Consider the following 24,120-nt stretch of genomic DNA (forward strand, 5'->3'; position numbering starts at 1 on the left):
GAAAGACGAGGGCCATAGCGAGAAACGGCGAGTTATTCGCTACACTCTTTGGCATGCCTATAGACCTGATTGCTGGAATCCTGAACGAGCGCTTCGGCATGGACTTCACCCCCGAGCAAGTCCAAGCCACAGGGCGCACCGAAGACTCACAGCTCTTCGTCGCCAGCAATGATGCAGGCCAGGCCGTCGAAGTCGAGCTTTTCGACGCCACCCAGCCCGAGAACCAACGCCGCGACATCGCAGGCCTGAACCGGGCGCTTGCCGCCTCGAACCACCCGGGCGCGTTCCAGCCGCGCAGCGCCGGCTACACCGACGACGGCCACCTCTACGTACTGCGCGAAGCCCCGACCGGCGCTTCGCTCGCCCGCCTGATCGCCGACAAGCACGCCGACGGCGGCGTATTCACCCCCGCCGAGGCCCGCGAGCTGCTCATCGGCGTGGCCGAAGCCATCGATGACTATGACGCCCAGGGCCTCGGCGCGTTCGTGGCCCGCTCCGTGGACGCGTCCCGGATGCTGGTGCAGCCAGCCTGGTCCAGCGTCCCGGTCAAGCTCACCCTGGTCGGCCCGACGGCCACCGCGCCCGAGCACGCCGAGGAGCAACACGCGGCGAACGTCGCAAGCTTTATCGACCTTTTTAACTCCATGACCGGCCTCGACGTTGACGAGGACGCCGCCAACGCCGCCACCGGCTGCGTCGGCTACCTCAACGCCGTCGCCGGTGAACCCCTCGATGAGCCGGAGGTGTCCCCGGTCGCGCCGGGCGCCACCGACGGCTACCGCCAGCCACCGCAGCCCTACCCGTATGGGCCGACCGGCGAGTACGTGCGCCCAGAAGCCGAGAAGAAGTTCAAGCTCTGGCCGTGGATCGCGGCCATCGTGGTGCTGCTGCTCATTGCAGCCGGCGGCATCTGGTACTGGATGCAGCACCGCGGTGAGGAGTGGGTCGGCGTCGAGGCCGAAATCGCCGAGACCTACCCCGGCATCGTGTCCGACAAAGCCGGGCAGAAGGGTTGGCACGGCCTGACCTGTGACTCCGCCACGCCGGACGAGGGCCAGGAGGGCAAGATCCGCTGCGCGAACGAGACGTTGGGGGTCTCCGTCGCAAAGTATGTTTCTTCTGATGCGCTCGATCGTGTCCTGCCGGACCCGAAGGAAGCCGTCGTGCTGGGCTCCGGCGAGTGCCTCATCTACGACTACCAGCTTCCCGACGCCACCCCGCCAGCCTTCGTGCTGACCCCGCGCGCCGAGCGTGAGTACATGGTGGTCATCAACGGCGATGATGCCGAGGCACAGCGCCTCGACCTGCCTCTCTGTGCCCCAGTTGCTGACGAGGAGTAGCCTAAGCCGGGCTATGAAATCAACGAACCCAGTACTGCTTATTGGAGTGCTGGTGGTCTCTGCGATGATGATGATCTTCAACGAGACCACCGTCGCTGTTGCCCTGCCCGCAATCATGGCGGACTTCGGCGTACCCGCCGATACGGCCCAGTGGCTGATGACCGGCTTCCTGCTCACCATGTCCGTGGCGATCCCGGCCTCCGGCTTCGTCATCCAGCGCCTCAGCACCCGCGCCGTCTACTTCGCCTCGATGGCGCTGTTCATCGTCGGCTGCGTCATGGCGGCCACCGCGCCCTCGTTCGGGGTGTTGCTCGCCGCGCGCGTGGTGCAGGCACTTGGCACGGCGGCGATGTTGCCGCTGCTCATGACGGTTACCGTGACGGTGGTCGCCCCGCAGCGCCGCGGCACGGTGATGGGACTCAACGCGGTGGTGATGTCGGTGGCGCCCGCCCTTGGCCCCACGCTCGCCGGCTTCGTGCTCGGCGCGTTTACCTGGCACCACATCTTCTGGGTGATGGTGCCCATCCCAGCCGTGGCGGTGCTGCTCGCGGTGTTCGCCCTCCCGAACGTCGGCGAGCGCCACGACGCTCCACTCGATATCCTGTCGGTGCTCCTTTCAGCACTCGCGTTCGGCGGCCTTGTCTACGGCTTATCGACGATCACCTCCCTGCTCACCGGCGATTCCTGGAACCCTGCCGCGGCCCTGGTCATCGGCGCGGTGTTCCTGGTGCTGTTCGTGCGCAGGCAGCTGCGACTGGCGCCAACCGGGCGCGCGCTGCTTGACCTGAGCGTGTTTACCCACCGCAACTTCGCCTTCTCCGTTGTGGGCGTGTTCATCGCCTTCGGCATCCTGCTGGGCACCGTGAACATCCTGCCGGTCTACATGCAGGTCGGCCTGGGGATTTCCACGGTGGCCACCGGTCTGATCCTGCTGCCAGGTGGTATTGCACAGGGCGTCGCGTCCCCAATTGCGGGGCGCTGCTACGACGCCTACGGACCACGGCCCCTGGCCATCCCGGGTGCGGTGCTGATGTTGGCCTCCCAGTGGATCCTTGTGGCCATCCTCGCCGATGACACCCCACAGTGGCAGCTCGTTGCCGTGCTGATCCTGGTCAACGTGGCGATGTCCATGATCATGACCCCGCTCATGACCGTGTCACTGTCCTCGCTGCCGTCGCAGCTCTACGCCCACGGCTCCGCGGCGCTCAACACGCTGCAGCAGCTCGGCGGGGCGGCGGGCACCGCGGTGTTCATCGCAACGATGACCATGGGCACCCAGGCCACCGGCAGCGCCTCCGACGGGACGGCGCGCGCCTTCATCGTTGGAGGCGTCGGCATGCTGCTCGTCGTTGTAGCCGTGTGCTTCGTGGGAGGCAAGCCGAATACACGACTAATTGACCACGGCTGACCCGGACCGACTAGGCTAGGTCAGCGTGAAGAATCAAACAACGCAGGACCTCTCCGAACAGCAACAGTTCCGTCGTGCGAAGCGCGAAAAGCTTCTGAGCGAAGGCCGCGACGCCTACCCAGTCGTCGTCGACCGCACGACCTCCTTGCGCGAGCTGCGCCAGAAGTACCGTGCCGTGCCCGAGGGCGAAGGCGACGGCCAGTTCAACCTCGCGCCGGGCGAAGAGACACAGGACGTCGTCGCCGTCGCGGGCCGCATTATGTTCCAGCGCAACACCGGCAAGCTCTGCTTCGCCACCCTCCAGGAGGGCGACGGCACCCAGCTGCAGGTCATGCTTTCCCTCGCAGAGGTAGGGGAGGAGGCGCTCGCGTCCTGGAAGGCCGACACCGACCTCGGCGACATCGTCTCCGTGCGTGGCCGCGTCATCGCTTCCCGCCGTGGCGAGCTCTCCGTCCAGGCGCAGTCCTGGCACATGGCGTCCAAGGCGCTACGCCCGCTTCCTGTCGCGTTCGCTGATATGAACGAGGAGCAGCGCGTCCGCCACCGCTACACAGACCTCATCATGCGCGAGGACGCCCGCAAGAACGCCATGACCCGCATCAAGGTCATCGCAGCTGTGCGTAAGTTCCTCACCGGCCACGACTTCGTCGAGGTCGAGACGCCGATGCTGCAGACCCTGCACGGCGGCGCCGCAGCCCGCCCGTTCATTACCCGCTCCAACGCGCTCGACATGGATCTCTACCTGCGCATTGCGCCGGAGCTCTACCTCAAGCGTTGTGTCGTTGGCGGCATTGAGCGCGTCTTCGAGCTCAACCGCAACTTCCGCAACGAGGGCGTCGACTCTTCCCACTCGCCCGAGTTCACCATGCTCGAGACCTACCAAGCATGGAGCACCTACAAGGACGGCGCGAAGACCATGCAGGAACTCGTGCAGTTCTGTGCGAAGGAAGTCTTCGGCTCCACCACCGTCACCCTTCCAGACGGCACCGAGTACGACCTCGGCGGCGAGTGGAAGGTCATGGAGATGTACCCTTCCCTCAACGAGGCGCTGCAGCGCAAGTTCCCGGGCCAGCCTGAGGTCACCATCGAGTCCTCCGTGGAGGAACTCAAGGGCATCGCCGACGTCATCGGCCTGAAGGTGCCGAAGGATGAGGGCTGGCTACACGGCAAGCTCGTCGAGGAGATCTGGGAGCACCTCTGCTCCGACCAGCTCTACGAGCCGACCTTCGTGATCAACTTCCCAGTCGAGACGTCCCCACTGACCCGCGACCACCGCGAGCAGCCTGGCGTCACCGAGAAGTTCGACCTCTACGTCCGCGGCTTCGAGCTGGCCACCGGCTACTCCGAACTCGTCGACCCAGTCATCCAGCGCGAACGCTTCGAAGACCAAGCCCGCCTCGCCGCCCACGGCGACGACGAAGCCATGGTCCTCGACGAGGACTTCCTCGCCGCGATGGAACAGGGCATGCCACCAACCGCCGGCTGTGGCATGGGCATCGACCGCCTGCTGATGGCGCTGACCGGCCTGGGCATCCGCGAGACAGTGCTGTTCCCGCTGGTGAAGCCGGAGGTGTAGGTCAAGCTAGCTTGGGTTTGAATGGGCCCGGCGCTTGGGATTTTGTGTTTTCCCAGACCGCCGGGCTTTTTGCATTGCTTGTTCGCGTGCTGCTGTGGAAAAGTTCCCCGTGGCTCGGCTTAGGGCGCACCAAATTCCCGCCTATTAAAACGCTAGCCCTTTGTTGACCAGCCGTTATTCTGATAGCACTTTCTAAATTGGGGAATCTGGTGCGCAGTTCAGCTTGGCGGCCGTGAACTTTCTGCTTGTGTCACTTACTTCAGCGGGATCCCGTTGGCGTCGGTGTCGTAGCCTCCGCCGCCGACGAGGACCATGATCATCTCGATGATGCACCACACCCATAGTGCGAGGAAGATCGGCGTGGAAACAATCCAGCCGACGAACGGGATCAGGCTAAAGAGGCTGCCGGTTAGGAAGAGTCCCACTTTGGTGACGCCGCGGACGTTCTGCCCAAGGTAGAAGTTGCCGATGCCAAACGAGCCTAGGAAGAAGAACAACGCCGCTGCGAGGAACTTGTTCTTTTGGGGCACGGCGCGCCCGTAGGCCATCTGCATCTGCTGCATTTGTGGCATTTGTGCAGGCGCGAACTGTTGCATCTGCGGTTGCCCGTACGGTGAACCCTGCCCGAACTGCCCAGCTTGCCCGAACTGCCCAGTCTGCCCGTATTGCCCGAACCCTTGGAATTGGTTGGTTGGCTGCGTGATTGGGAGGCCATCTTTGTCATACATGGGCTGCTGTTCGTTCATGTGTTTTCCTCAATTCAAGGCAGTCGGGAATGGTTCGCTCCGTAAGTGTAGTTCATTCTTCTCCCCGTGTATCGGTAAGATGCCCAGAGTTAGGCAGCAGAGTTAGACAACAGTCATGGGCGTAAGGCGATGCGATGGTGAAGCAGGTTTCGTTGTGGGTGTGGGTGCTCGTTGGTGTGCTCGCGGCTGCGAGTGGGCTCAGTGAGGTCTTTGGCAGTGCTGCGCGCGGTGAGTTGCTGGACGTCGGCGTGTTTCGCGACGCCGGCAACGCCTTGACCAGTGGCGCCGACCTGTATGACGACTTCCCGACGCGCAGCGGCTTCCGTTTCATCTACCCGCCGTTTGCGGCGTTGCTGTTCGTACCGCTGACGTGGATGCCTGAGCCGGTGATGGACGTGGTGTGGACGTTGGCGACGATGGCGTGCGTGGCGCTCATTTCGTGGCTGGCGCTGCGCCGCCTGGACGTGAAGGTGACGCCGCTGGTGCTGGTGGGGGTGATTGCGTGGTCGCTGGCGATTGATCCGTTGCAGGCGAATTTCTTCTTCGGCCAGATTAACGTGTTCCTCTTTGCGCTGGTCGTGGTGGATGTGCTCGGTTTGTTGCCGCGGCAGTTGCGCGGCGTCGGCGTGGGCATCGCGGCCGGGATTAAGATCACGCCGGCAGCGTTCGCGATTCTGTTTTTGGTGAAGAAGGATTGGGCGTCGGTGGCGCGTGCTGCGGGGACGTTCGTTGGCACGATTGCGATTGGTGTGCTGATGCGTCCGGCGGAGACCTGGTACTACTTCACCGACGAGTTCTTTAACACCGACCGCGGCGGTAACGCGATGTACCCGCCGAACCAGGCGCTGTCCGGTCTGTTCGCGCGCGCAGGTTTCGACGCCCCGACCGGCGTCATCTTCCTGCTTTTCGCGCTGCTCACGGGGTTGGGGGCGTGGTATTTGCTGCGTCGCGGGCTGGATGTGCACGCGCTGTTTTTCGTCGCGTTGGGCATTAGCGTGGGTGGGCCGTATGCGGTGTCGCACCACTTCTCCTGCGTGATGTTGGCGGTCCCGCTGATTTTTGCGGCGGTGCCGTCGGTGTGGAAGCTCGCGCACGTGCTCTACGTCGCGGTGCTGTTTGTGCCGTCGTATCAGCTCTACCCGGAGGTTGATGCCTACAGCTTCTCGACGCCCCTTTGGTACATGGGCAACTTGATCGGGTTGGCCTCGTTGGCGATGTGGGCAGCGCTGCTGCTGGAGCGTTGGTTCCCAGCTGAGAGCAAGCTTATTGCACACCAAAACGTTCCGACATATAGTGGAACGTAATACCAACCACAGGGTTGTTACCTGCCGGGTTCGGCGGGGCAAGACCTGGGACGTTTTCGCGTCTCGGGTCTTTTTTCATCCCTGGATCTATGCAGAAAAGGAGTGAACATGGCAACCAAGCAGGCCGGCTTGCAGGAGCAGGCGGCGGATATCCTTGCGGGGATTGGTGGTGCGGACAACATTGCGTCCTTTACGCACTGCGCGACCCGTTTGCGTTTTGAGCTCAACGACGCCTCCCTGGCTGACAAGGAGCGTCTTGAGGCGAACCCGAAGGTGATGGGTGCGGTGCCGCAGGGTGGGTCGCACTACCAGGTGATTGTTGGCGGGGACGTCGCGACGGTGTACAACGCGATGAACAATCTGCCGGAGATGCAGTCGCGTGGCAGCCAGAGCAACGATGACGTGAAGGCGGCCCAGCGCGCGAAGGCGCAGGGCAAGGTGCCGTGGATGGACGCCTTTTTCGAGTACCTCTCGGATTCCTTTAGGCCGATTCTGGGTGTGTTGCTTGGGGCGTCGTTAATTATTGCGTTTGCTGCGGTGATGGACGCGCTGGGCTTTGTTGACTTCCATGCGGAGGTCAAGACGCCGGGTTGGCAGTTCGTCGACGCGATGTGGCGCTCGGTGTTCTACTTCCTGCCGGTGATGGTGGCGTACAACGCAGGCAAGAAGCTCAACATTGAGCCGTGGGTGCCTGCCGCCGTCATCCTGGCGCTGTTCACCCCCGAGTTCATGGGGCTGGCGGACCACCCGGATGCCGTGACTGAGGTCAACGACCTGCTCGGCACCGAGGTCAGCCGCGTGACGGTGATGGGCTTGCCGATGTTGCTGCCTGGCTACGAAGGCAACGTGTTCGTGCCGCTGATCATGGCGGTCGTGGCGGCCCTGGTGTACAAGGGTTTCCAGAAGATTATTCCGTCCGCGGTCCACATGGTGTTCGTGCCGTTCCTCACCCTCTTGGTGATGATCCCAGTCACCGCGATCGTGATTGGGCCGCTCGGCTACGCGCTCGGCGCATGGATTGGTGTTGGCCTTGCGTGGCTGAACGGTAACGCGCCGTTCGTGTTCGCCATCCTGATCCCGATGCTGTACCCGTTCCTGGTTCCGCTCGGCCTGCACTGGCCGCTCAACGCCCTCATGCTGGTCAACATACAGACCCTGGGCTACGACTTCATCCAGGGCCCAATGGGTGCCTGGAACTTCGCCTGCTTCGGTGCAACGGCTGCTGTGTTCGCGCTCTCGCTGCGCGATAAGGATCCAGTCATGCGCCAGACCTCCGGGTCGGCGCTGGCAGCTGGTCTGTTCGGTGGTATTTCGGAGCCGTCGCTCTACGGTATTCACCTGCGCTACAAGAGGATCTACCCGCGCATGCTGGTGGGCTGCTTCACCGGTGGCCTGACCATTGCGATCCTGGGCACCCCGTTCGGCGGCGTGCAGACCAACGCGTTCGTGTTCACCTCGCTTTTGACCACCGTGGTCTTCAGCCCGATGTGGGTCTACGTCATCGCGATTGCGGTCGCGTTCTTCACCGCGTTCTTCGTCATCTACTTCACCGACTACCGCACGCCGGAAGAGCGTGAAGAGGCCCTGGCTCGCGCACGTGCAGCGCAGGAGGAAAAAGAGCAGGAGGAAGCTCCGGCAGTTGCAGCAGCTCCGGCGGCGGCCGCTCCAGCCGCTGCAGCAGCAGAGGCCGACGAGCCGGCGGCCCCTGCAGCGGACACACGCGAGGTCACCGCGCCGATCGCAGGCAAGGTTGTCCCGATGGACCAGATCCAGGACGCCGCGTTCGCATCCGGTGCGCTCGGCCAGGCGATTGGTGTGCTGCCGGAAGGTGGCGTCGAGAAGGTTGTGGCGCCGGTTGCTGGCAAGGTGATCTCTGTCGCGAAGACGGGGCACGCCTACGGCATCAAGACTGACGACGGCGTCGAGGTCCTCGTCCACATCGGCATTGACACCGTCAAGCTGAAGGGCGAAGGCTTCACCCCGCTCGTGGAGAAGAAGCAGCGCGTCGAGATTGGCGACGCCCTCGCGGACGTCGACTTCGGCGCAATCGCAGGTCACGGCGTGGACACCACGGTGATCGTGACCGTGGTCAACTCCAAGTCGCTGGCCGCTGTGGAAGATATCGCCACTGGTGAGGCCGAGGTCGGCCAGCCACTGTTGGGGGTAACCAAGTAGGGTCGAACACATGCAAATACTGCGCATCTTTAACAACAACGTCGTCCTGGCCCGCCGCGGGTCGGAGGATGTTGTGGTGACCGGTCGGGGCATCGCCTTTGGGGCAAAGAAGGGCGACGTCCTCGACGAGTCGAAGGTGCAGCGAGTATTTGTTCCGGTGGATGGTCGGGACCCGGACCACTCCGGCCAAATGATTGCCGGGCTTCCCGCCGAAGATATACACCGTGTGACCGCAGCGTTGGAGGCCGTGGGCGCAAAGCCCAGCATCACGCTGGTCACCGCGGTGACGGACCACATCATCAACGCGTTTGAGCGCGCATCTCGTGGCGAGGAGATCGCCTACCCGTTGCGCGCCGAGGTTCAGCACCTGTACCCGGCAGAGTATGCACAGGGCGAACGCCTGCTGGAGCACATCAACATTCTTTTCGACGCCACCCTGCCCACCACCGAAGCCACCGCGCTTGCGATGCACCTGGTCAACGCCGGTTTCAACACCGGTGACCTGGCGCATACGTACCGGATGACGGGGTTGATTCAGCAGATGATGCAGATCATTGAGGCTGAGTTTGGGGTGGAGTTCGAAGCGGCGTCGATAAATGTGGCCCGGTTTATTACACACATTCGTTATTTGTTTGTTCGCCTTGAGCAGGGGAAACAACTCGAGCGCGGAAATTCTCCGCTGGCGCGTGAGTTGACGCGCAGTTACCCGAGGGAAGTTGAGTGCGCCCGAAAAGTGGCCGCTGTAGTGGAGCTTCGCTTCGATACAGCGTTGACAGAAGATGAAATTGCGTACCTTGCTCTGCACATTGCGCGCCTCAGCGCGTACCATCAAATGTAATACCATTAGCTTGATTGCTGAAAGGACACACTCATGACTGACCGCACCGTCTTGTATGGGATCGGGGTTTCCTCAGGTACCGCCTCTGGCCCGGTCGCAGTTGTTACACCCGCCGTTGGTATCGACGAGCACGAACAACCATGCACCGACCCAGACGCTGACGGCGAGCGCGTCGTCGCGGTCCTGGAAGAAGTCTCCGCGTCCTTGACGGCGCGCGCAGAGCACGCAAACTCCGAAACATCCAAGGCTGTCCTTGAGGCCACCGCCGCCTTGGCGAAGGACCGCGGCCTGGTGCGCGGCATTAAGAAGGAACTGAAGAAGGGGACCGGCGTGACCAAGGCGGTCCACGACGCGGTGGAGGCCTACGCGGCGAAGTTCCGCAAGCTCGGCGGCTACATGGCTGAGCGCGTCACCGACCTCTACGACATCCGCGACCGCGCGACCGCGCGCCTGCGCGGGGTGCCGGAGCCGGGCGTGCCTGCGCTCGAGGTGCCGTCCGTGCTCGTCGCGAACGACCTCGCACCGGCAGAGACCGCGACGTTGGATCCAGCGTTGGTCGTCGGCATCGTGACGGAGGCCGGCGGCGCGACATCGCATACGGCGATCCTCGCCGCGCAGCTCGGCATCCCCGCAGCGGTGCAGGTCAAGGGCATTACTGAGGCGCTTGTCGACGCCCCAGCGATCGCGCTTGACGGCGGCGTCGGCGAGGTGATCGTCGCCCCGAACGAGTCGGACGTCGCCGAGCTCGAGGAGCGCTCCCGCCGCCGCGCCGCAGCCCTGGCAGGCTCCTCCGGCGAGGGTGCCACCCGCGACGGCTACCGCGTGAAGCTGCTGGCCAACATCGGCACCGCGGACGATGCCGCGAAGGCCTCTGGCTACGACCTGGAAGGCTCCGGCCTGTTCCGCACCGAGTTCCTCTTCCTGGACCGCGATTCCGCCCCGAGCGTCGAGGAGCAGACCGAGACGTACACCAAGGTGCTGCGCGCATTCGGTGACCGCCGCGTCGTCGTGCGCACCCTGGACGCAGGCGCCGACAAGCCGCTGTCCTTCGCCGACCTCGGCGAGGAAGAGAACCCGGCACTGGGCCGTCGCGGCCTGCGCCTGTCCATGGCCCGCGAAGACCTCCTCGACGACCAGCTCAAGGCGCTGGCCGCAGCACGCAAGGCTGTCCCGGAGGCTGAACTGTGGGTCATGGCCCCAATGGTGGCCACGGTGGAGGAGACCCGCTGGTTCACCGAGCGCGCACGCGCCCACGGTCTGCCGAAGGTCGGCGTGATGGTGGAGACCCCCGCGGCCGCTATCCGCTCCTCCCACATCCTGGACATCGCGGACTTCGCATCCATCGGCACCAATGACCTGTCGCAGTACACCATGGCCGCCGACCGCATGCAGGGCGAGCTCGCAGAGCTGCTCACCCCGTGGCAGCCGGCAACGCTGGCCATGATCCGCGAGACCTGCCGCGGTGGCGAAGCCACCGGCAAGTCCATCGGCGTGTGCGGCGAGGCAGGCGGCGACCCGCTCATGGCGCTCGTCCTCGTCGGCCTGGGCGTGAGCTCCCTGTCCATGGCGCCGGGCAAGGTCAACGCGGTGCGCGCCGCGCTACGCCTGCACGACCGCGACACCTGCCGCCAGATGGCAAACTTTGCCGTCGACGCCCCGACCGCGAAGGAAGCACGCGAGAACGTGCTCAAGATCGCGGATCCGGTGCTGCGCGACCTGCTCTAAACTGGCCGGTTGGGGCCGGAGGAGGCGTCGAAAAGCCTCTGTTCGCTACGAGCGAACACCCGACCTGAGCTGGTGTAATGGCCCCTGAAGCCATGAAGTGACGCCCTCGGCGGGACGATGTGTCCGCCGGGGGCGTTATGGTTGGTGACAACTCTTTAAAAACCGTTATTAGTAAGGGGTCAGCCAGTTGTTTGAGAGGTTTACCGATAGGGCCCGCCGCGTCATCGTCTTAGCTCAGGAGGAGGCGCGCGAGCTGAACCATAACTTCATGGGTACCGAGCACATCCTGCTCGGGCTTATTAAAGAAGGCGAAGGCGTCGCAGCAAAGGCGCTCGAGTCCATGGGTATCAATCTTGACGACGTCCGCTCCGAAGTCATCGAGATCATCGGACACGGCACGCAGCCAGTCACTGACCAGATCCCATTTACCCCACGCGCCAAGAAGGTACTGGAGCTCTCCCTGCGCGAGGGCCTGCAGATGGGGCACAAGTACATCGGCACCGAGTTCCTGCTGCTCGGCCTCATCCGGGAGGGTGATGGCGTCGCAGCCCAGGTGCTGATTAAGCTCGGCGCCGACCTGCCACGCGTGCGCCAGCAGGTCATCCAGCTGCTCTCCGGCTACGAGGGCGGCGAAGCACAGAACCCGGAGACCCCGCAGGGCGGCGGTCCGGGCTTCGCGGGCGCCGGCCAGGGCCCAGGCATCATGGGTGGGCCGCGCCCGGGCCAGCAGGGCGAGCGTTCCAACTCGCTCGTGCTCGACCAGTTCGGCCGCAACCTCACCGCAGCAGCCCGCGAGGGCAAGCTCGACCCGGTGGTCGGACGCGACAAGGAAATCGAGCGCATCATGCAGGTGCTCTCGCGCCGCACCAAGAACAACCCGGTGCTGATTGGTGAGCCGGGCGTCGGCAAGACGGCCGTCGTGGAGGGCCTCGCCCTCGACATCGCGAACGGCAACGTCCCCGAAACGCTCAAGGACAAGCAGGTCTACTCCCTGGACCTCGGCTCCCTGGTTGCAGGCTCACGCTACCGTGGTGACTTCGAGGAACGCCTGAAGAAGGTCCTCAAGGAGATCAACCAGCGCGGCGACATCATCCTGTTCATCGACGAGATCCACACCCTCGTCGGCGCCGGCGCTGCCGAAGGCGCCATCGACGCCGCCTCGCTGCTGAAGCCGAAACTGGCACGTGGCGAACTCCAGACCATCGGTGCGACCACGCTCGACGAGTACCGCAAGCACATCGAGAAGGACGCCGCCCTCGAGCGTCGCTTCCAGCCCGTCCAGGTCGACGAGCCCTCCGTTGAGGACACCGTCACCATCCTGCGCGGCTTGCGCGACCGCTACGAGGCACACCACCGCGTCTCCTACACCGACGACGCGCTCAAGGCCGCAGCCACCCTGGCGGACCGCTACATCAACGACCGCTTCCTGCCGGACAAGGCCGTCGACCTCCTCGACGAGGCCGGCGCACGCATGCGCATCAAGCGCATGACCGCCCCTTCCGAACTCCGCGAAGTCGACGAGCGCATTGCCGACGTCCGCCGCGAGAAGGAAGCCGCCATCGATGCCCAAGACTTCGAAAAGGCGGCAGGCCTGCGCGACACCGAACGCAAGCTCGGCGAAGAGCGCAAGGAAAAGGAAAAGAAGTGGCGCTCCGACGACCTTGAGGAAATCGCCGAGGTCGGCGAAGACCAGATCGCCGACGTGCTCGCGCACTGGACCGGCATCCCAGTGTTCAAACTCACCGAGTCCGAGTCGTCGCGCCTGCTCAACATGGAGACCGAGCTGCACAAGCGCATCATCGGCCAGGACGAAGCAGTCCGCGCCCTGTCGCGCTCCATCCGACGCACCCGCGCCGGGCTCAAGGACCCGAAGCGCCCATCCGGCTCCTTCATCTTCGCCGGCCCGTCCGGTGTTGGTAAGACGGAGCTGTCCAAGGCACTTGCCGAGTTCCTCTTCGGCGACGAAGACTCCCTCATCCAGGTCGACATGGGCGAGTTCCACGACCGCTTCACCGCCTCCCGCCTCTTCGGTGCCCCTCCGGGATACGTCGGCTACGAGGAGGGTGGCCAGCTCACCGAGAAGGTTCGCCGCAAGCCGTTCTCCGTCGTCCTTTTCGACGAGATCGAAAAGGCACACAAGGAGATTTACAACACGCTGCTACAGGTGCTCGAAGAAGGACACGTCACCGACGGGCAGGGCCGCATGGTGGACTTCAAGAACACCGTGCTCATCTTCACCTCGAACCTGGGCACCGGCGACATCTCCAAGCCGGTCGGCCTTGGCTTCACTGGCAGCACCGCCACCGACGCCGACGCCCAGTACGAGCGCATGAAGAACAAGGTCCACGACGAGCTGAAGAAGCACTTCCGACCAGAGTTCCTCAACCGCATCGACGAAATCGTCGTCTTCCGCCAGCTATCCCAGGAAGAAATCGTGCAGATGGTGGACCTGCTCATCAGCCGGGTGGACACCAACCTGGCTGCGCAGGACATGGGCATCGAGCTCACCGAGAAGGCCAAGAACCTCCTGGCCATCCGCGGCTTCGACCCGGTGCTCGGTGCGCGCCCACTGCGCCGCACCATCCAGCGCGAAATCGAGGACTTGCTCTCGGAGAAGATCCTGTTCGGCGAGATCGGCGCCGGCGAGATCATCACCGTCGACGTCGAAGGCTGGGACGGCGACATCGAAGCCGCCCGCAACACGCGCGGCAAGGCTGCGCCGGAGGCAACCTTCACGTTCACTCCGCGTCCACGCCCGCTGCCAGCCGAAACCTTCGGTGAGGACGCCGCGTCCGAGGAACCAGAGGAGAAGGCTGTGCGTGACATCGCTCCTTCCGATGGCACCCCTGAGACCGAAGCTTCCCAGTTCCCAGACGAGCGCCCGGAGCCTGAGTCAGAGCCTGACTCGGACTCGGATTCCGATGGTCGGGGACCTGAGCCGGTCTAATCAGTAGGTTGGAAAGCCGCACCTTGGTGGTGCGGCTTTCTTTTTGTCTTGGTGGGGCGGGTATTGGTGCCAATAGACGCAACCTTATACGTCTAGCGCTTTTCTGACCTGCAAGAATGGAGGCCGTGGATTTTAGAATTGCGTCCTTTGGCACTCAGCGCATCCAAAGATGCACCAAATTCCCTCGCGCGGCGGCAGCGACCTGGGGAAACGCAAAAACGCGCTCCCAAATCAGCGAATTTGGTGCCATCGAAGCCGGTCCAGTGTCAATAGACGCAACCTTATACGTCTAGCGCTTTTCTGACCTGCGGGAATGGTGGGGGTGGTTTGTAGGATTGCGTCCTTTGGCACTCTATGTATCCAAAGAGGCACCAAATTCCCTCGCGCGCGGCGGCAGCGACCTGGGGAAACGCAAAAACGCGCTCCCAAATCAGCGAATTTGGTGCGCCCACACCAAGGCCGGGTTCGGTAGGCCGGAGCCGACCAGCCAGGTGCCTAAACCTACAGCGCTGAGTACAGCGAAGATGCCGAAGAGGATGGCGTCGGCGACTGGTCCGGTGTACTGGTAGTTCGAGGCGGTGTTGATGGAGGTGTTGTCGGGGATGTTGCAGTTCGGGGTGAAGGCTGGCGCGTGTGGGTCGAAGCGCTCGTCGAGCCAGGTGATCACGTGGGCGGTCTCGAGGACGATTGGCAGGGCGTGGCCAGCACCGGCGAGGTTTGCGAATGGGGTGGTGGAGGACCCGGAGTCGAGTGGCGTGGATCGGGTGCCGGGGATAGAGACGCTGCGGTACTCCACGGGTGAGCCGAGCGCGCAGTAGTCGCGGGCGAGTTGGACGGCTTGTGGGGCGGGGACCATGTCGTCGTCGGGGTTGGTGAGCACCAGCGTTGGGACTTTGGTGGGGACGCGGCCGAGCTTGTTCTGGTCGAGGCGGGCTCGCAGGACGGGGTTGTCGTGGGCGAGTTCTGCCAGGTTGACGCTACGTTTCGTGTAAGCGTTGAATTCTTTCGGTGCGATTCGGACGGCGTCGAGGATGCACGCCTTGGACAGGGCGTCGAGGGTGCGAACGCCTTCCTCGTTGAGTTCGGCGTAGAGGGCTTCGCGGAAGTCGGGGTAGGTGGAGGAGTAGGAGACGGCGGCGAAACCGGCGACTGGGGTGATCAGAGTCCCGCGGGACTGTTCGAGTACGGCCAGTGGATCGGCGGGTGGGGCGCCGACGAATGCGGCGACCACGTTGAGTTCGGGGGCGTAGTCGGCGACGAGTTCGGCTGCTGCGGCGGATGCGCCGCCGCCTTGGGAGTAGCCCCAGAACGCGACCTTTTCGTCGTCGTGGGCGGCGTAGCGGGCGGCGTCGATGACGGCGTGTCCCTGGTCGACGCGGTTGAGGTACGTGTGCGTGCCTGAGGTGCCGAGCCCGACGTAGTCGGTGACGATGACGCGGTAGCCGGCGTCGAGAAGCATGTGGGCCATGGGGCGCTCGTAGTCGACGCTGAGGGATGCCCCGGAGTCGGAGGACGTCAGTGAGGTGTTCTTGCTGGGTGCGCAGTGGTCGGCCATGCCGCGGGTGCCGGGCGCGATGACGACGAGCCCCTTCGCGTTGTCCCTGTCGTAGAGGGTGGCGGTAACTGGCGCGCGTGTGCCGGACTCGGTGGTGGTTTCGTAGCGCACGACTGTCGGCGCGGGGCGGAAGGCCGATTTGATGGCGGAGGAGCCCACCTCCGCCACGGAGCTCAACGGGTCGAGCGAGCTCGCGGCGGCGGAGGGGGCGAGGGGAGCGGCGAGTGCGAGGGCGCACGCGGCGGAGATCACAGGACGATGAACCATGGTGAAAGATACTAATCGACGCCACTTCGCAGCACACAGCGCTTAGGGCAGCAGCATGAGGCTGACGGCCATGACCGCCATGCCGCTCATGACGCCGTAGACGCGTAGTGGTGGTGCCCGGTAGCAATCGCGTTCGGCAGCAGCTTGTCGAAGCTGATGAACACCATGATCCCGGCGATCACCGCGAAGGAGTAGCCCATCGTGGTTGGCCCCATGAAAGGCGCGAGGATGAGGAAGCCGACGAGTGCGCCGAGCGGTTCCGCTAGCCCTGAGAGGGTGGCCCACCCGGCGGCCCACCAGCGTCGGCCGGTGGCCTCGCGAAGTGGGACGGCGACGGCGACGCCCTCAGGGATGTTGTGCAGCGCGATCGCGACGGCGATCGGGATGGCCAGGTACGGGTCGGCGAGCGCGGACATGAAGGTGGCGAAGCCCTCGGGGAAGTTGTGCAGCGCGATTGCCACGCCGGTGATCACGCCTGCGCGCCGCATCGCTTGGGCGCGTTTGTCCTCGTCGCCCTGGATGCTTTCGTGCGGGTTGATGTCGTGCGGCACCAGCTTGTCGATCACCGCGATCAGCGCCACCCCGCCGAAGAACCCGAGGATCGCGCGGCCCTGGTCGAGGGCGTCAATGCCCGCGGGGAGCAGCTCCGCGAGTGAGATGTAGACCATCACGCCAGCGGAGAACCCCAGGCTGCCAGCGAGGAACCTGTCACCAATGGTGGACTTGAGCGCCACAACAACCCCGCCGATGCCGGTGGAGATGCCGGCCAACAGGGTCATCGCGAATGCGATCAAAACGCTCGAAGTCATGCGAACAGTCTATGTGTAGTCTGAGCGCATGGGAATTTATTATCGCAAGAAGCACAAGGTGAGTAAGAACTCGTGGCTGAACTTCTCCAAGTCTGGTGCTTCGGCTTCCACGAAGGTCGGCCCTGTCACATTCAACTCGCGCGGTGGCGTGTGGGTGAAGCTGCCCGGTGGGTTCAATTACCGCGGTAGGTGGAAGTAGCCGGCGTCGTCTTGGACGGCGAGGCCGTCCTCAAGCAGTGAAAATAGCGCGCGGGAGCGTTGCGCTGCATCGGGCCACACCACGTCGATGTCGCGTTGCGGCACGGGTGCGGACGCGCCGCGCAGCACCCGCATGATCTTGCCGCGCACCTGCCGGTCGGTGCCTGCGAAGCGCTGTGTCTTCTTCTTGCGCTGCTCCTCCGGGTTCGGCTCTGGCTTGCCCGCTGCCACCCACGCGCAGCGGCTGACCGGGCACGCCCCGCAGTCCGGGTTTGTGGCGGTGCACACGAGGGCGCCGAGCTCCATCAGGCCGACCGAAAAGGTTGGGCCGTCCCACTCCAAATCGTCGGCGGGCAGCAGTGCCGCCACCTCCTGGAGCTCCGCCTTGCGCGGGTGCGCGACGGGCCTACCACGCTCGGCGCGCGCGACCACCCGGCGCACGTTCGTGTCCACCACCGGCACGTTTTCCCCGTAGGCAAAGCAGGCCACTGCGCGGGCCGTGTAATCGCCGATGCCGGGCAGTGCCAGCAGCTCCTCCACGCTGCGGGGGACGTGGCCGTCATGAAGCTCAGTGATCACTCGCGCGCACTCCAGCAGACGCAGCGCGCGGCGCGGGTAGCCGAGGCTGCCCCAGGCGCGCAGCACCTCGTCGGCGCCGGCGGCTGCGAAGGCCTCCGGGGTGGGCCAGCGGCGCATCCATTCCTCCCAGATGGGGGCGACGCGCGCCACCTGCGTCTGGTGGCTCATCACCTCGCTGAGTAGCACGCCCCACGCGCTTGTGCCTGGTGCGCGCCACGGAAGCTCACGCGCGTTGGCGCGGTACCACGGGATAATCTCGGCGGGTTGGAGGTTTGTTCGAATTTTGGCCACATCCTCAGTCATCTCTGCCAAAATATAGCCTATGAGTACAGAAAAGACGCCTCGTGAGGTGTGGGAACTCCTCAAGGCAGGAAATGAACGATTCGTTGCAAGCCAGGAGACGCACCCGCACCGCGACCCCACGTGGCGCGAACAGCTCCGCGACGGCCAGAACCCCATCGCCGCCGTCGTCGCCTGCTCGGATTCGCGTGTCCCAGTTGAGCTGCTTTTCGACGTCGGCTTCGGCGACATTTTCGTCATCCGCACAGCGGGCGGTTGCGTCGACGCCGCGGTGTCCGCCTCCGTCGAGTACGCGGTGGAAGGGCTGAATGTGCCGCTGGTGATGTTCCTGTCGCATGAGTCCTGTGGCGCGGTCGGTACGGCGCTCAACGCGGTGGAGACGGAGGAAGTCCCGGACGGGTTGGTGCGCGTGTTCGTGGAGAAGATCGTGCCGTCGGTGCTTCAGTCGCCCACGCGTGACCCGAAGGATGTTGAGGTCACCCACGCGAACTTGAGCGCGCAGCACCTCATTGAGCGCGTGCCCGTGCTCGCGGAGCGTTTGGCGAACGGCACTGTCGGCGTGGTTGCGGCACGCTACCAACTTGCCGATGGCCAGGTTCACCCGACCATGGAAAACTTCGGTATAGAGTAAGGGGCATGACTAACCAGCATCCGCTTCCTCCCGAGATCTACCGGCGCCGCCGCGTTGCGGCGCTCGTTGCGTTGTTGGTGCTCGTGGTGTTCCTGGTGTGGGGGTTGAGCGCTATGGCGCGCTCAGGCGGCGGCGACGCCGACGTATCGACGTCCACTTCGCCCACCACCACGCCTGTCACGGAGCCGACGGTGCCGGAACCGGGTGCCGCGACGCCGAGTGAGTCCGAAACTGCAAAGGAAAGCGCATCCGGTGAGCCGACCGAGCCGACCTCGTCAGCAGAGCACACGCAGGCTGCCCCATCAGGCACATGTGAGCTGAAGGATTTGCGTGTGGTGGCGTCGACAAACCAGCCGTCGTACGCGGTAGGGGAGCAGCCGGTGTTCTACATGGAAGTGCAGAACCCGACGGACGCGGACTGCGTCATCGACCTGGACACCAACATCATGCGTTTTGAAGTCTACGACATGGCTACCAACAACCGCGTGTGGTCCGACGTCGACTGCTTTGACCCTGTCTTTGCTGGTCAGGAGACGTTCCCGCGTGACTCGAAGCGTGGCTTTGAAGCCCGCTGGTCGGGTACCAGCTCGCAGTCGAACGTGTGCACCGACCGCCAGCCGGTACCAGCTGGGTCCTACTACCTGCACACCGTGATCGGCGACAACGCCTCCGACGCAGTCCCGTTCAACCTGACTTAGCTGAGGCGGCGCAACCCCTCGTAGATGTGGCGCGCCCACAGGCTGGTCACGTGGTCTGCGGAGCTCAAGTCTTCCGGCTGCGCCTCCAAAATGGCGGGCAGCGTGCCGAAGACGGCCACGATCTGATCCATCAAGAACTTCTGCACGCGAGGCACGCGCGCAAGCGCCCGGTAGCCACGTGGGATCAGCGCTTGCACGAGGTTCTCCTCGTTCGCGGGCAGCCCCAGCTGGCGCGCCAACGTGGTCGTGTTCAGCAGCTCCGAATCCGGCAGGGTGTCCAAGGCATCGAGGGCCTGGTGGACCTGCTCGTCCGTGGGCACGGTGGTCGTCGCGATGTAGTCGCGCACCAGCATCTCAACGTCGTGGGCGTTGTTGCCCTCCAGCTCGGAAAGCTGCAGGCTGAGCTGGCGGGCGTCGACACCCAACTCCACAATGCTCAGCTCCAGATCGGTGACGGCGCGCTCGAGCATCAGCTGGCGCTGCAGCACGTTGAGCACGTCGGCGACGGTGGCATAGTTGTTCATCTCTGCCACGAACAGGCGGTGGTTCGACATGTCGAGGCGCTGGCGATAGCGCTCCACCGTGGACAGTGCCTGGTTCGCCCGGCCCATCAGGACCGCCGGCTCCTCCAAGCGGTGGCGACGCCCACCCGCGTACACCGTCACCGTATTCATCGACGCCGACACCGAGATGACCGGCCTGCCGGTCTGCAGCGCGGTGCGTTCCGCGGAGCGGTGGCGGGTGCCGGACTCACTGGTGGGGAAGTGCGGGCTGGGCACGAGCTGCACGTTGGCGTGGGTGATGCGGGAGCCGTCGGCGGATAAAACGACGGCGCCGTCCATCTTGCACAGCTCGCGCAGCAGCGGTGGCTGGAAGGCGACGTCGAAGGCGATGCCGCCGTCGCAAATCTCGACGACCTCCGGCCCGTCGCCGAGGACGATGAGGCCACCGGTGTGGCCACGTTGGATTCGCTCGAGGCCGTCGCGAAGTGCGGTGCCGGGGGCGAGGCGCTCGAGGGCGGCGCGCATCGTGTCATCACTCATGCTGTGCAAGTGTAGCGATAGCCTGGCCAACCGTGGCCACCTGCTCAATTCGCAGGCCCGGGACCTGCAGTGACTCGCCCGCGGGCACGATTGCGTGCTCGTATCCCAGGCGTGCTGCCTCTTGCAGGCGACGGCCCAGGTTTGGCACCCGCCGGATCTCGCCGGCCAAGCCGACCTCCCCGATCACCACCGTCTTTGGTGGCAGCGGTGTCTCGTGCAGGCTCGACCAGGTCGCCAGCGCCACCGCTAGGTCGGTCGCGGTCTCCGTGATGCGCACCCCACCCACGGTTGCCACGTAGGCGTCCTTGTCGTTCGTGCGCTGCCCGCAGCGCGCCTGCAGGACCGCCAGCACCATCGGCACGCGGTTGCCGTCCAGGCCCGTGACCACGCGCCGGGGCGACTTGTTCACCGGGTCCACGGTGAGCGCCTGCACCTCCGCGAGCATTGGGCGCACCCCGTCCATCGCCACGGTCACCGCGGAACCATCCGGGGTGCGGCCGCGGTGGGAGAGGAACAGCCCGGACGGGTCCGGTACTTCGCGGATCCCCTCGGCGGTCTGCTCGAAGCAGCCCACCTCATCGGTCGCGCCAAATCGGTTCTTGATGCCGCGCAGCATACGCAGGCTTGATTGCCGGTCGCCCTCGAAGTTCAGCACCACGTCCACCAGGTGCTCGAGCACTCGCGGGCCCGCGACGTTGCCGTCCTTGGTCACGTGCCCTACCAGCAGAATCGGCAGGTGAGTGGTCTTCGCCAGCGTGGTCAGCGCGGCCGTGACCGCGCGGGACTGCGCCACGCCGCCCGGCACGCCCTCCACACCGGGAGCGTGCATCGTCTGTACCGAGTCCACGATGAGCAGCGAGGGCTTGATCTGCTCCACGTGACCAAACACGATGTCCAGGTTGGACTCGGCCGCCAGGTAGAGGCGCTCCCGCAGTGCGCCGGTGCGTTCGGCGCGCCCGCGGACCTGCCCCGCCGACTCTTCGGCGGTGACGTAGAGCGCCTTGCGCCCATCGATCGCCGCCCAGCGCGAGGCCACCTCAAGCAGCAGCGTCGACTTGCCGACGCCCGGCTCGCCCGCCATGAGCACCACCGACCCAGGCACGACGCCGTTGCCCAACACCCGGTCAAGCTCGCCGATGCCGGAGCGCACCGTCTTGGTCGCGGCGGCGTCGATAGTTGTGATTGGGCGCGCAGGCGTTTGCGGCGTGAGTGCAGCGGCACGCGGCGCACTGGAGACCCCCGTCGCGCGGGTGTCGGTAACCACCGGCGCTGATTCTTGCAATGTCCCCCAAGAGCCGCATTCAGGGCAGCGGCCAAGCCACTTAGGAGAGGAGTATCCACACTCGGAACAGGTGTGGATCACCCGAGGCTTCTTCGCCATAGAGCCTTACTTGTTCAGGTCGCGGTGGACCTGGCCGGAAGGCAGCAGCGGAGCGGAAACCGGGGCGTTGACCTCGAGGGTGCCGGTGTCGAACGTGAAGGTCACAGGCACGGTGCCGCCGTACGCGAAGCTGTCGTTCGGCAGGGCGGTGCGGATGTACTCGATGCAGTTCTTGCCGTCATCCTGCGGCATGCGGTCCAAGCCTGCAGCGGAGTCACCAACAAGCACGCAGTTGTAGCCGATTTCCTTCGAGGATTCGATGCTGACCGGGGTGCCGTCAACGGAAACGGAACGCAGCGAGTGCGACGTCATCGACGTGTCCTGGTTCAGCGCGCTGAACTTCAGTGCTGCGGAGCCGGTCTCGTCGAGGACGACGGTGACGTCCTGTACGGCCAGCTCGCCGTTCTCGGTTTCGACGTTGGCGCCGTCAACTGCAGCCACCTGGTCAGAGGTCTGAGTGATTTGGCCTGCGGAGCATCCGGCCATGAGCAGTGCGGTTGCGAGTGCGAAAACCGGCTTCAGGGACTTCACGTGGGTGTCCTCCATCGTTCTTGTTTCACATATATGTTTCTCCGCACAACCCTAGCGCCTGGACCTAGACTTTTCACAGTTTCCTCACGCGTACCAGGCCCAGGCGGCGCGGGTGGGGTTAAACTTTAGTTGAGTTCGGCGCATCGCGGGTGCGCGTCCCCATTACGGCCCGTAATGGTAGGGTGGTGAGGTTACTGAGCCGGTTGTCATCCTCAAGGAGTGTTCATGGAATTCAAAGTCGGAGAAGTGGTTGTCTATCCGCATCATGGTGCGGCACGCATCGCCGACATCGAGCAGCGCGAAATTGGCGGAGAAACGCTCGACTTTCTCGTACTGCAAATCCTCCAGTCGGACCTTGAGGTCCGCGTTCCTGTAAAGAACACCGAGCTTGTCGGTGTGCGCGACGTCGTCGGCAAGGAGGGCCTGGAGAAGGTCTTCTCGGTGCTGCGCGAGACCGACGTCGAGGAGGCCGGCAACTGGTCCCGCCGCTACAAGGCGAACCAGGAGCGCCTCGCGTCCGGTGACATTAATAAGGTGGCGGAGGTTGTCCGCGACCTGTGGCGCCGTGACCAGGGCAAGGGCCTGTCTGCGGGCGAGAAGCGCATGCTGGGCAAGGCGCGCCAGATCCTCGTCGGCGAACTCGCGCTGGCGGAGCCAGTCGACGAGAAGAAGGTCGAGGAGCTGGAAGAGGGCGTCCGCAAGATTATTGAGGAGCAGGTCAAGGCCGGTATTTCCTTCGCGCCTGACGTGGTGGTTGAGGACGAGGATGACATCGACCTGGATGACCTCAGCTTCGACGACGATGAGGACGACGAGAAGTAGCGGGACGTAGCCAAATGTCTCGCAGGGTAGTGGCCGTCGTTGCCGCGGCAGGCAAGGGCACGCGGCTCGGGGCGAGCGTGCCGAAGGCGTTTGTGCCGCTGCGCGGTCGCAGCCTGCTGGAGCGCTCGGTGACCGCGATGGAGACCGCTGAGGTCGTGGACTCGATCATCGTGGTGGTCAGCCCCGAGATGGAGGAGATCGCGCGCACCACGCTGCGAGGCCACGACGTCCGCTTCGTGCATGGGGGCGCGGAGCGCGCCGATTCTATCTACGAGGGCCTCAAGGCGATCGAGCACGAGGACGCCTGCGTGCTCATTCACGACGCCGCCCGGGCCCTGACCCCGCCCGGTATGATCGCGCGCGTCGCCCGCGCCGTGCTCGAGGGCGCGGACGCGGTGGTGCCGGTGCTGCCGGTCGTCGACACCATTAAGGAGATCGACGCAGCTGGGCGCGTCGTCGGCACCCCGGATCGCTCGACGCTGCGGGCAGTGCAAACGCCACAGGGCTTTGACCTGCGTACCTTGCTCGCCGCGAACCGCGCGTACTACGAAGGGACGCCAGACTTCGTCGCCACGGATGACGCGAGCCTGATGGAGTGGTTCGGCGTGGACGTGCACACGGTACAGGGGGACCCGATGGCGTTTAAGATCACCACGCCGATTGACATGCGCCTGGCGCAGAGCATTACGGACGAGGCTGAGCCGACAATCTTCGAGGTGCCGTCGGGGAGTACGCGGTAGGCTTGCGCGCATGACGTCGCACACAGATTTTCCACAGTTCAGGGTCGGTACAGCGTTTGACGCGCACCAGATCGAGGCCGGGAAGCCGTGCTGGATCGCGGGCATCCTCCACGAGGGCCAAGACGGCTGCGAGGGACACTCGGACGGCGATGTTGTCAGCCATGCCGTGGTGGATGCGGTGCTTTCAGCGACGGGCTTGGGGGACCTGGGGTCCTTCGTCGGGGTGGGTCGGCCGGAGTATGACGGGGTGCGGGGCACACAGCTGCTCAATGAGCTGCGCGAGCTGCTCGCGGAGCATGGCCACCAGGTGATCAACGTGTCGGTGCAGATGATTGGCCAGACCCCGAAGATGGGCCCGGTGCGCGAGGAGGCGCAGCGCGTGCTTTCGGAGGCGCTCGGTGCCCCGGTGTCGGTGTCGGCGACTACGACGGACCACATGGGTTTCACCGGTTCGGGTGAGGGGCGCGCTGCCGTCGCTACTGCGCTGGTTGCACTAAGCTAAGGGCC

Annotated in this window: 20 protein-coding genes and 1 pseudogene; 14 read left to right on the top strand and 7 right to left on the bottom strand. The window is 64.7% G+C overall.

Going from position 1 to position 24,120, the window contains the following annotated elements; genetic code table 11:
- Positions 1 to 53: 53 nt before the first annotated feature.
- From QP802_RS05805 to lysS, 3 genes are read left to right on the top strand one after another with little or no spacing between them, the layout of a single operon-like run.
- Positions 54 to 1,340, top strand: a complete 1,287-nt coding sequence (locus QP802_RS05805; protein WP_284817802.1) for a hypothetical protein — start codon at positions 54 to 56, stop codon at positions 1,338 to 1,340.
- Between the two features lie 13 nt (positions 1,341 to 1,353).
- On the top strand, positions 1,354 to 2,748 hold the full coding sequence (locus tag QP802_RS05810; RefSeq protein WP_256060071.1) for a DHA2 family efflux MFS transporter permease subunit: 1,395 nt from the start codon (positions 1,354 to 1,356) through the stop codon (positions 2,746 to 2,748).
- Positions 2,749 to 2,773: 25 nt separating this feature from the next.
- Positions 2,774 to 4,324 (top strand): lysine--tRNA ligase, encoded by a 1,551-nt coding sequence (gene lysS / locus QP802_RS05815; RefSeq protein ID WP_284817806.1) that lies wholly within the window; start codon positions 2,774 to 2,776, stop codon positions 4,322 to 4,324.
- A 254-nt stretch (positions 4,325 to 4,578) separates the two neighbouring features.
- Here the strand turns inward: lysS and QP802_RS05820 are convergent, their stop codons facing one another.
- Complete coding sequence (locus QP802_RS05820; RefSeq protein WP_284817808.1) at positions 4,579 to 5,070, bottom strand: NINE protein; 492 nt, start codon at positions 5,068 to 5,070, stop codon at positions 4,579 to 4,581.
- A 134-nt stretch (positions 5,071 to 5,204) separates the two neighbouring features.
- On the opposite strand from QP802_RS05820, the gene QP802_RS05825 reads away from it, so the two are divergent.
- The 5 genes from QP802_RS05825 to QP802_RS05845 all read left to right on the top strand — a co-directional run bounded on the left by QP802_RS05825 (position 5,205) and on the right by QP802_RS05845 (position 14,059).
- Positions 5,205 to 6,374, top strand: coding sequence for a glycosyltransferase 87 family protein (locus tag QP802_RS05825; RefSeq protein ID WP_284817811.1), 1,170 nt, complete (start codon positions 5,205 to 5,207; stop codon positions 6,372 to 6,374).
- 108 nt (positions 6,375 to 6,482) lie between these two features.
- On the top strand, positions 6,483 to 8,549 hold the full coding sequence (locus tag QP802_RS05830) for a glucose PTS transporter subunit IIA (protein ID WP_284817812.1): 2,067 nt from the start codon (positions 6,483 to 6,485) through the stop codon (positions 8,547 to 8,549).
- A gap of 10 nt (positions 8,550 to 8,559) precedes the next feature.
- On the top strand, positions 8,560 to 9,387 hold the full coding sequence (locus QP802_RS05835; RefSeq protein WP_284817813.1) for a PRD domain-containing protein: 828 nt from the start codon (positions 8,560 to 8,562) through the stop codon (positions 9,385 to 9,387).
- 33 nt (positions 9,388 to 9,420) lie between these two features.
- Positions 9,421 to 11,112 carry a phosphoenolpyruvate--protein phosphotransferase gene (gene ptsP, locus QP802_RS05840; protein WP_284817815.1) on the top strand — a complete coding sequence of 564 codons (1,692 nt, stop codon included), beginning with the start codon at positions 9,421 to 9,423 and terminating at the stop codon, positions 11,110 to 11,112.
- Between the two features lie 187 nt (positions 11,113 to 11,299).
- A complete protein-coding gene (locus tag QP802_RS05845) occupies positions 11,300 to 14,059 on the top strand; it encodes an ATP-dependent Clp protease ATP-binding subunit (protein ID WP_284817817.1) in 2,760 nt (919 codons plus the stop codon).
- A 430-nt stretch (positions 14,060 to 14,489) separates the two neighbouring features.
- Here QP802_RS05845 and QP802_RS05850 read toward each other — a convergent pair whose 3' ends face one another.
- The gene (locus QP802_RS05850; protein ID WP_284817819.1) at positions 14,490 to 15,881 is read right to left on the bottom strand and encodes an alpha/beta fold hydrolase; all 1,392 of its coding nucleotides are present in this window, start codon (positions 15,879 to 15,881) and stop codon (positions 14,490 to 14,492) included.
- A 42-nt stretch (positions 15,882 to 15,923) separates the two neighbouring features.
- Positions 15,924 to 16,690: pseudogene (gene zupT / locus QP802_RS05855) on the bottom strand (zinc transporter ZupT).
- 28 nt (positions 16,691 to 16,718) lie between these two features.
- Here zupT and QP802_RS05860 point away from each other — a divergent pair.
- On the top strand, positions 16,719 to 16,889 hold the full coding sequence (locus QP802_RS05860) for a DUF4236 domain-containing protein (RefSeq protein WP_071565885.1): 171 nt from the start codon (positions 16,719 to 16,721) through the stop codon (positions 16,887 to 16,889).
- Here QP802_RS05860 and QP802_RS05865 read toward each other — a convergent pair.
- Positions 16,868 to 17,770, bottom strand: a complete 903-nt coding sequence (locus tag QP802_RS05865) for an HhH-GPD family protein (protein ID WP_284817820.1) — start codon at positions 17,768 to 17,770, stop codon at positions 16,868 to 16,870. The genes QP802_RS05860 and QP802_RS05865 overlap by 22 nt on opposite strands.
- A 19-nt stretch (positions 17,771 to 17,789) precedes the next feature.
- Here QP802_RS05865 and QP802_RS05870 point away from each other — a divergent pair, with 19 nt between their 5' ends.
- Together QP802_RS05870 and QP802_RS05875 are read left to right on the top strand one after the other, a co-directional pair.
- Positions 17,790 to 18,398, top strand: a complete 609-nt coding sequence (locus QP802_RS05870) for a carbonic anhydrase (protein WP_070361913.1) — start codon at positions 17,790 to 17,792, stop codon at positions 18,396 to 18,398.
- Positions 18,399 to 18,403: 5 nt separating this feature from the next.
- Positions 18,404 to 19,096, top strand: a complete 693-nt coding sequence (locus tag QP802_RS05875) for a hypothetical protein (RefSeq protein ID WP_070478114.1) — start codon at positions 18,404 to 18,406, stop codon at positions 19,094 to 19,096.
- Here QP802_RS05875 and disA read toward each other — a convergent pair.
- The 3 genes from disA to QP802_RS05890 are packed head-to-tail and all read right to left on the bottom strand — an operon-like array spanning position 19,093 to position 22,066.
- Complete coding sequence (gene disA / locus QP802_RS05880) at positions 19,093 to 20,139, bottom strand: DNA integrity scanning diadenylate cyclase DisA (RefSeq protein ID WP_070361915.1); 1,047 nt, start codon at positions 20,137 to 20,139, stop codon at positions 19,093 to 19,095. The genes QP802_RS05875 and disA overlap by 4 nt on opposite strands.
- The gene (gene radA, locus QP802_RS05885) at positions 20,132 to 21,520 is read right to left on the bottom strand and encodes a DNA repair protein RadA (protein WP_284817824.1); all 1,389 of its coding nucleotides are present in this window, start codon (positions 21,518 to 21,520) and stop codon (positions 20,132 to 20,134) included. Before radA ends, disA begins: the two co-directional genes overlap by 8 nt.
- 6 nt (positions 21,521 to 21,526) lie before the next feature.
- Entirely contained in the window at positions 21,527 to 22,066 is a 540-nt protein-coding gene (locus QP802_RS05890) for a hypothetical protein (RefSeq protein WP_070361917.1), read from the bottom strand.
- A 210-nt stretch (positions 22,067 to 22,276) separates the two neighbouring features.
- Between QP802_RS05890 and QP802_RS05895 the strand changes: the two genes are divergently transcribed.
- From QP802_RS05895 to ispF, 3 genes are read left to right on the top strand one after another with little or no spacing between them, the layout of a single operon-like run.
- Positions 22,277 to 22,873 (top strand): CarD family transcriptional regulator, encoded by a 597-nt coding sequence (locus QP802_RS05895; protein WP_070361918.1) that lies wholly within the window; start codon positions 22,277 to 22,279, stop codon positions 22,871 to 22,873.
- 14 nt (positions 22,874 to 22,887) lie between these two features.
- Entirely contained in the window at positions 22,888 to 23,613 is a 726-nt protein-coding gene (gene ispD, locus QP802_RS05900; protein WP_070975545.1) for a 2-C-methyl-D-erythritol 4-phosphate cytidylyltransferase, read from the top strand.
- Positions 23,614 to 23,623: 10 nt separating this feature from the next.
- Complete coding sequence (ispF, locus tag QP802_RS05905) at positions 23,624 to 24,115, top strand: 2-C-methyl-D-erythritol 2,4-cyclodiphosphate synthase (protein ID WP_070975544.1); 492 nt, start codon at positions 23,624 to 23,626, stop codon at positions 24,113 to 24,115.
- The last annotated feature ends 5 nt before the right edge of the window (positions 24,116 to 24,120 follow it).

Origin of the sequence: Corynebacterium sp. UMB10119B, assembly GCF_030228125.1 — a bacterium.
Lineage (GTDB): Bacteria > Actinomycetota > Actinomycetes > Mycobacteriales > Mycobacteriaceae > Corynebacterium > Corynebacterium pseudogenitalium.